Annotated in this window: 7 protein-coding genes and 1 rRNA gene; 7 read left to right on the plus strand and 1 reads right to left on the minus strand. The window is 43.6% G+C overall.

Annotation, left to right across the window (positions count from 1 at the left end; translation table 11 throughout):
• Positions 1 to 72 precede the first annotated feature (72 nt).
• From ACSLUR_RS10615 to ACSLUR_RS10640, 6 genes are all read left to right on the plus strand, one after another.
• Positions 73 to 1,704, plus strand: a complete 1,632-nt coding sequence (locus ACSLUR_RS10615) for an acyl-CoA synthetase (RefSeq protein ID WP_448554325.1) — start codon at positions 73 to 75, stop codon at positions 1,702 to 1,704.
• A 131-nt stretch (positions 1,705 to 1,835) separates the two neighbouring features.
• Complete coding sequence (gene tsaC / locus ACSLUR_RS10620) at positions 1,836 to 2,381, plus strand: L-threonylcarbamoyladenylate synthase type 1 TsaC (RefSeq protein ID WP_115998570.1); 546 nt, start codon at positions 1,836 to 1,838, stop codon at positions 2,379 to 2,381.
• A complete protein-coding gene (hemF, locus tag ACSLUR_RS10625) occupies positions 2,378 to 3,286 on the plus strand; it encodes an oxygen-dependent coproporphyrinogen oxidase (protein ID WP_448554327.1) in 909 nt (302 codons plus the stop codon). The genes tsaC and hemF overlap by 4 nt, the downstream gene beginning before the upstream one ends.
• 231 nt (positions 3,287 to 3,517) lie before the next feature.
• Positions 3,518 to 4,261: an OmpW/AlkL family protein gene (locus ACSLUR_RS10630; RefSeq protein ID WP_115998572.1), complete on the plus strand. Its 744-nt coding sequence runs from the start codon at positions 3,518 to 3,520 to the stop codon at positions 4,259 to 4,261.
• Between the two features lie 175 nt (positions 4,262 to 4,436).
• Entirely contained in the window at positions 4,437 to 5,258 is an 822-nt protein-coding gene (aroE, locus tag ACSLUR_RS10635) for a shikimate dehydrogenase (protein ID WP_448554329.1), read from the plus strand.
• 44 nt (positions 5,259 to 5,302) lie between these two features.
• The gene (locus ACSLUR_RS10640) at positions 5,303 to 5,536 is read left to right on the plus strand and encodes a hypothetical protein (RefSeq protein ID WP_115998574.1); all 234 of its coding nucleotides are present in this window, start codon (positions 5,303 to 5,305) and stop codon (positions 5,534 to 5,536) included.
• A 43-nt stretch (positions 5,537 to 5,579) separates the two neighbouring features.
• Here the strand turns inward: ACSLUR_RS10640 and ACSLUR_RS10645 are convergent, their stop codons facing one another.
• Positions 5,580 to 6,122 (minus strand): gamma carbonic anhydrase family protein, encoded by a 543-nt coding sequence (locus ACSLUR_RS10645; protein ID WP_448554332.1) that lies wholly within the window; start codon positions 6,120 to 6,122, stop codon positions 5,580 to 5,582.
• A gap of 677 nt (positions 6,123 to 6,799) precedes the next feature.
• Here ACSLUR_RS10645 and ACSLUR_RS10650 point away from each other — a divergent pair.
• Positions 6,800 to 7,374 (plus strand): 16S ribosomal RNA (locus ACSLUR_RS10650); the annotation flags it as partial.

Genomic DNA, 7,374 nt, shown 5'->3' on the forward strand with positions numbered 1-7,374 from the left:
AGAATGATAACTTAGCTGCTGGCCTGATTTATGTGTTTTAACGTCGCAGCGTGTAAACAAAGTGGGGCAACGATGAATATTTATAACCATGGCTTAGAACAAGTACAGGCGAACAGTTTGCCACTAACGCCAATTACCTTTTTGCAACGAACCGCTGATGTTCACCCAACTCGAACTGCCATTATTCACGGCAGTGAACAATTTACCTATGCTGAATATTTGTCGAATGTAAATCGACTTGCCTCTGCCTTGATTAAACGTGGCGTTAAAACAGGCGATACGGTGAGTGTGATTGCCGCTAACATTCCAGCATTTTTAGATGCACATTACGGTGTGCCAATGACAGGCGCAGTACTTAACGCGATAAATGTCAGGCTCGACCCCGAAGCAATAGCCTTTATTCTTGATCACGGTGAGTGTGATGTATTGCTGACCGATACCGCATTTGCCCCTGTGGTGAAAAAAGCCCTAGCAATCAGTTCTCGTCAACCACTGATTATTGATATTGATGACCGACAAGGGCCAGGAGGCGAGCGCTTAGGGCAGTTAGAATATCAAGAGCTGCTGGCGGAAGGTGATCCTGATTTTAACGACAATTTAATTACCAACGAGTGGCAAGCATTAGCACTTAACTATACCTCAGGTACAACAGGGAACCCCAAAGGTGTGGTTTATTCACATCGCGGTGCTTACCTCAACGCTTTGGGGCATACCTTAGTGTGGCCATTAGGAGAACAGCCGGTGTACCTGTGGACACTGCCGATGTTTCACTGCAATGGATGGTGTTTCCCATGGACGATTGTTGCTGTTGGCGGCGTGCAGGTGTGTTTACGTAGTGTCGCTGTTGACCAAGTAGCTGATAACATCATCAATAATCAAGTCACCCATTTTTGTGGCGCCCCGATTGTGCTGAATATGATCATGAATGCTGAACCTGACAAGCTGGCGCAGTTACCTCGTAATATTAAGGTGATGACCGCTGGTGCTCCGCCACCCGCAGCGGTTATTAAAGGGGTAGAAGAGCTCGGTTTTGAGGTGACTCAAAGCTATGGTTTAACGGAAGTCTATGGCCCTTGTGTGGTGAGCGAATGGAAAAGTGAGTGGGATGCACTTGATTGTGATCAACGGGCGGCATTAAAAGCGCGTCAAGGGGTTCGTTATCAAACACAGGAACAGGTAGATGTACTTGATCCTGAAACCAAGGTGCCAGTTCCTGCTGATGCTGAAACCATTGGTGAGATTGTTTTTCGCGGTAATACCACGATGAAAGGTTACTTAAAAAATGAAACAGCTACAGCCGATGCCTTTGCTAACGGTTGGTTTCATTCTGGTGATTTGGCTGTTAAGCACCCAGATGGTTACATTGAGATTCGTGATCGCGCTAAAGATATTATTATCTCAGGTGGCGAGAACATTTCATCGGTCGAGGTGGAAGGGGCGCTTTATCAGCATCCTGATATATTAGAAGCCGCTGTGGTCGCAAAAGCAGACGAAAAGTGGGGTGAAACACCGTGTGCGTTTGTTACCTTAAAGGATGGCGCTACACTTTCTGAACATGAAGTGATTGAATATTGCCGTTCACACTTGGCGCACTTTAAATGCCCTAGAACAGTGGTATTTAGTGAACTACCGAAAACTTCAACGGGTAAAATTCAAAAGTTTGTGCTGCGACAAAAAGTTAAGGCACTGTTTGAAGAGGCGTAGTTTTCAATGCAGGGCTGAGTAACAGTTAGATTAACTAGCACTATAGGTGCCATTGCGTATTATCGCAGTGGCACTTTTGTTTTTTACCCGTATAATTTTGATTTTTATGGTAACCAACTCGATTAATAAATATGACAAACCCTGTTGATGTTTTTGAACAAGGCGGCTTGATCGCTTATCCAACGGAAGCTGTGTTTGGCTTGGGCTGTGATCCAGACAATGAGCAAGCAGTTCACAAATTGCTCGATGTGAAGCAGCGTCCTGTTGAAAAAGGGCTTATCCTATTAGCGGCTAGCTATGAGCAATTGAAGCCATATGTTGATGATTTAGTGCTATCGTCAGAGCAGCGCGATAAAATTTTGTTTCGCTGGCCAGATGGCATCACCCAAGTATTGCCTTGTCATCCAAATACCCCTAAATGGCTAACCGGTAGCTTCACCACCATTGCGGTGCGCGTCACTACTCAGCCCGATGTGGTTGCCTTATGTAATCAAACGAATAAGCCAATTGTTTCAACTAGTGCGAATTTATCAGGCCAACCACCTTGCCAAACTTGGCAACAAGTTGAGGAAGCATTGGCGGGGCGTTTAGATCATGTCATCAAAGGGGAAACCCTAGGCTTTGAACAACCATCAACCATTATTGATGGTTTAACTGGAGAAATTTTCCGATCATGAGTGATATTAGTATCGACCAAGTTGTCGACTATTTTAAATCTCTACAAGACCAAATTTGTGCAGCGCTTGAGCAAGCTGACGGTACAGGCAAGTTTGCCGAAGACAATTGGAAGCGTGCCGAAGGCGGTGGTGGCCGTACACGGGTGCTAACCGACGGTGCGGTAATTGAGCAAGGTGGTGTAAATTTCTCATTGGTGGCGGGCGACAAGCTACCCCCTTCAGCTACTGCCCATCGCCCCGAATTAGCAGGCCGCAGTTGGCAAGCATGTGGGGTATCTTTGGTCATCCATCCGAAAAACCCATATATTCCGACATCACATGCTAATGTTCGCTTCTTTATTGCTGAGAAGGAAGGCGAAGCACCTGTTTGGTGGTTTGGTGGTGGATTTGACTTAACGCCTTTCTATCCATTTGAGGAAGATGTAGTGCATTGGCACCAAGTGGCACATGATTTATGTCAACCCTTTGGTGATTCGGTTTATCACGATCACAAAAAATGGTGTGATGAATATTTCTTTTTAAAACACCGTAATGAAACCCGTGGTGTTGGTGGTTTGTTTTTTGACGACCTCAATAGCTGGGGCTTTGACCGTTGTTTTGATTATGTTAAATCCGTTGGTCAAGGTTATATCGATGCTTACACGCCTATTATCGCCAAACGCAAAGATACGCCTTTTGGAGAGCAAGAACGCCAATTCCAGTTATATCGCCGTGGCCGCTATGTCGAATTTAATCTAGTGTTTGATCGCGGTACGCTATTTGGTCTGCAGTCAGGTGGTCGCACTGAGTCTATCCTGATGTCGATGCCACCGCTGGCGCGCTGGGAGTATAACTATCAAGCTGAAGCGGGCAGTGCTGAGGCTAAACTTAATGAGTTTCTTGTTCCGCGTGATTGGCTTACCTAATCACCGGCCTAATGTGCAGCTTGGCTTGTTGAACTGAGCTGCATTTTTCTTTTTACTTCCCCTTTTTCTTTCCTTTCAAATTCAGTTCCCTGTTATTTATTGATTTAGATCATTATTTCTTCAGCAAATGGCTTCGATGAGCTTATCTGCGTGAAGAACCTTGAGGTAAATCAACTTTTACGTACTAGGATATCAGTAGACTGGCGTCAATTATTTAAGGGGAAGACTCTCATGAAAAAAAGCATTATTACTCTAGCGGTTTTATCTTCAATGACATTTGGTGCATTGGCAGCTGGTTATCAAGCTGGCGACATCGTTGTACGTGGTGGTGCAACTATGGTTGATCCAAGCAGTGATAAAGCAACAATCTTTGCTGCTGACCAAACTGTAGATTTAGGCGCAGGTCCTATCTCATTATCTGTTGAAGATGACACACAGTTAGGTTTGAACTTTGTTTACTTCTTAGACTCAAACTGGGCGGTAGAATTACTAGCAGCAACACCATTTAAACATGACATCACTGTTCATACAGGTGCAGGCTCTACCAACCTAGGTGAAACTAAGCACTTACCACCAACATTAAGCGCACTTTACTACTTTGACACTAACTCAAACTTCAAACCTTACGTTGGTGTTGGTGTTAACTACACAATTTTCTTTGAAGAAGACTTCAACCCAGCATTACAAGGTGCTAACAGCCCAACTATCGTAAGTATTAGCGATGGTACAACGGTTACACCTGTTGGCGCACCACTAGATGCTAATGATCTAGATCTAGATAGCTCTTGGGGCTTAAGTGCGCAAATTGGTGTTGATTACTTAATTGATGAGCATTGGTCAATCAACGCTTCAGCTCGTTACATTGACATAGACACTGATGGTTCATTCACAGCCGTTGGCGGTGCAGTACCGGGTAAAGTTAGCGTAGATATTGACCCTATGGTTTACTCGCTAATGATTGGTTACAAGTTCTAATCTCTGTTGAGCTTGGCTAGCCGCACTTGGGTAACTAAGTGCGGCTTTTTTGTTTTGGAAAGCATATATTAAATTCATTGCGCATAAGCATGCGTTCAAATGCTACTTGTCAGCGACTCGAAAACGTTCTTTAATGCCTGAAAACTAATGCTTGCTATCAGGAATTTACTCGCCAATGGATAAATATGCCGTTTTTGGCCACCCGATCACCCAATCTAAATCTCCGAAAATCCATCAACAATTTGCTGAAAATACGAAACAAAATATCGAATATACAGCTATTGACCCAGGTCTTGACGGTTTCGAGCAAGGTATAAAGCAATTTATTGATGCTGGTGGGCAAGGCTGTAACATCACCATGCCATTTAAACAGCAAGCTTTTAATTTAGCTAATCAACTGTCTGAACGTGCTCGGCTTGCAGGTGCAGTAAATACCTTAACGTTTCATGCGGATGGAACTATTGCTGGCGACAACACAGACGGCGCGGGTCTAGTCAACGATCTCATCAATAATGGTGCTCTTCTAAATAAAAAAGTGTTGTTAATCGGTGCAGGCGGAGCTGCGCGTGGCGTGATTAAACCATTGCTTGATTGCCAGCCAGAGCTTTTGGTGATTGTTAATCGCACCCATGAAAAAGCAGAATTGCTCGCAGACAAGTTTAAGGCATTTGGCAACATTAACGCTTTACCCATAACTGAGTTGGCAGCTGAGCATAGCTTTGATGTGATTATTAATTCGAGTTCTACCAGCTTAACGGGGGAACTACCGCCAGTGCCACCCAGTATTTTCTCAGCAGGATGTTTTGCTTACGACATGGTGTACCAAGACAAACCAACCTGTTTTCTCACTTGGGCTGCAGAGCATGGCGCTGCCACAATTGTTGATGGACTAGGGATGTTAGTGGGGCAAGCGGCAGAAAGTTTTAAAGTTTGGCGTGGGATCGAACCTGCTCAAGAGAGTGTTTTGAACATGCTTAGAGCTGAGCTTGCTAGCTAAACTGGCTTAGAACAATTCACCCCCACAAAAAGCGAATACTTTAAATGAATCAATCAATACTATTTAATGACGATTTAGCGTTTAACGCTGATAAAGGCTGCTGGCAAATGTCAGGAATGGTGGCAGGGCAACTGGTGACCATCTATTTTCACTCATATTCACTGTCAAAACTTGACGAGATCAGTCATTGTACTCGTTACGACTTAGAAGAAATTGCAGAAATGTGGTTTGAAGATAACGAGCTAGAATCGAATGAAATACATATCAAGCTAAGCTAGCGGTATTTCATGTATAGCAAATGCTGAAAATAAGAGAGCTAAACTATGTGCTCTCTTTTAAGTAGTCATCTTTTAATTCAACATAGTTAATCGCTGACTGCTTTAGAAAGGCAACTTCAGCTTCTTTTAACGGTCGCGCTTTCTTCATTGGGTTACCCACATACAAGTAACCGCTTTCTAGTGTTTTATTGGGAGGTACTAATGTTCCTGCACCAATAAAGACATCATCTTGTACTACAGCACCATCCATAATAATGGCCCCCATGCCAACTAAGATACGATTACCTAGCTGACAACCATGCAACATGCATTGATGTCCAATAGTCACATCATCACCAATAATTAATGGAAATCCATTCGGGTTTTGAGTGCTTTTTCGCGTGACATGTAAAATCGTCCCGTCTTGAACATTGGTTCTTTCACCAATACTAATAGCATTTACATCACCGCGTGCAGCAACCATAGGCCAAACACTGGCATCTGCTCCAATGGTTACATCACCAACTAACACAGAACTCTCATCTATATAACAAGTACTATCAATGTTAGGAGTAACACCTTTATATGATCTGATTGATAACGGCATGACAAACTCGTATTAAAAAAACATATTTACCAACAATAGTAGCAAAAAAGCGAAACTAAATAAGTAGTTGCTCTATTGATAAGGAATTAGTCTGAATAAATTTATGTTTTTACGATTGACTCCTAACTTGGCGTTAGTGGCATTGAAATAGGTGGATTTGGGATAATCTAGGTGTTTTTACTCAATAAATACGCGGTTTGTACATAAATGAATCGAATGAATAAAAATATCAAAAAACTTTCAAAAAGGTGTTGACGCCCAGCTAAAAATCTCTAAAATGCGCATCCACTTCCACGGGGCAGCCCAACGAAGTGTTTTGATAAGTTTAGTTAGCAAGTTTGCTAAGTAAACGGGTCAGATAACTTAGAAAAATGAATTAAAGATTTTTTCAAAAAGTTGTTGACATCAAAACTAGGAGGCGTAAAATGCGCATCCGCTCTCAACGAGAGAGCAACCACAAAACACGAGTGCGATGTTTTGTTTGAATCGCAAGATTCAGTTCTTTAACAATTAGTTATCATGCAATTTGTGTGAGCATTCACATGATGTTGATTTTACAAATAAGCAAACTTCGGTTTGCCAAAATTAACTCAGTGAACTCATGCAATAACTACTTTTATATAAGTTTTATTTGTACAGAATTCATTGAGCCGAGACTGATGTCTCACAAACGATTTTAATTGAAGAGTTTGATCATGGCTCAGATTGAACGCTGGCGGCAGGCTTAACACATGCAAGTCGAGCGGAAACGAAGAGGAGCTTGCTCCTTTGGCGTCGAGCGGCGGACGGGTGAGTAATGCTTGGGAATATGCCTTTTGGTGGGGGACAACAGTTGGAAACGACTGCTAATACCGCATAATGTTTACGGACCAAAGCGGGGGACCTTCGGGCCTCGTGCCAAAAGATTAGCCCAAGTGAGATTAGCTAGTTGGTGGGGTAAAGGCCTACCAAGGCGACGATCTCTAGCTGGTTTGAGAGGATGATCAGCCACACTGGGACTGAGACACGGCCCAGACTCCTACGGGAGGCAGCAGTGGGGAATATTGCACAATGGGGGAAACCCTGATGCAGCCATGCCGCGTGTGTGAAGAAGGCCTTCGGGTTGTAAAGCACTTTCAGTCGTGAGGAAAGGTTAGTAGGTAATATCTGCTAGCTGTGACGTTAGCGACAGAAGAAGCACCGGCTAACTCCGTGCCAGCAGCCGCGGTAATACGGAGGGTGCGAGCGTTAATCGGAATTACTGGGCGTAAAG

It is taken from the genome of Thalassotalea montiporae (assembly GCF_053485855.1).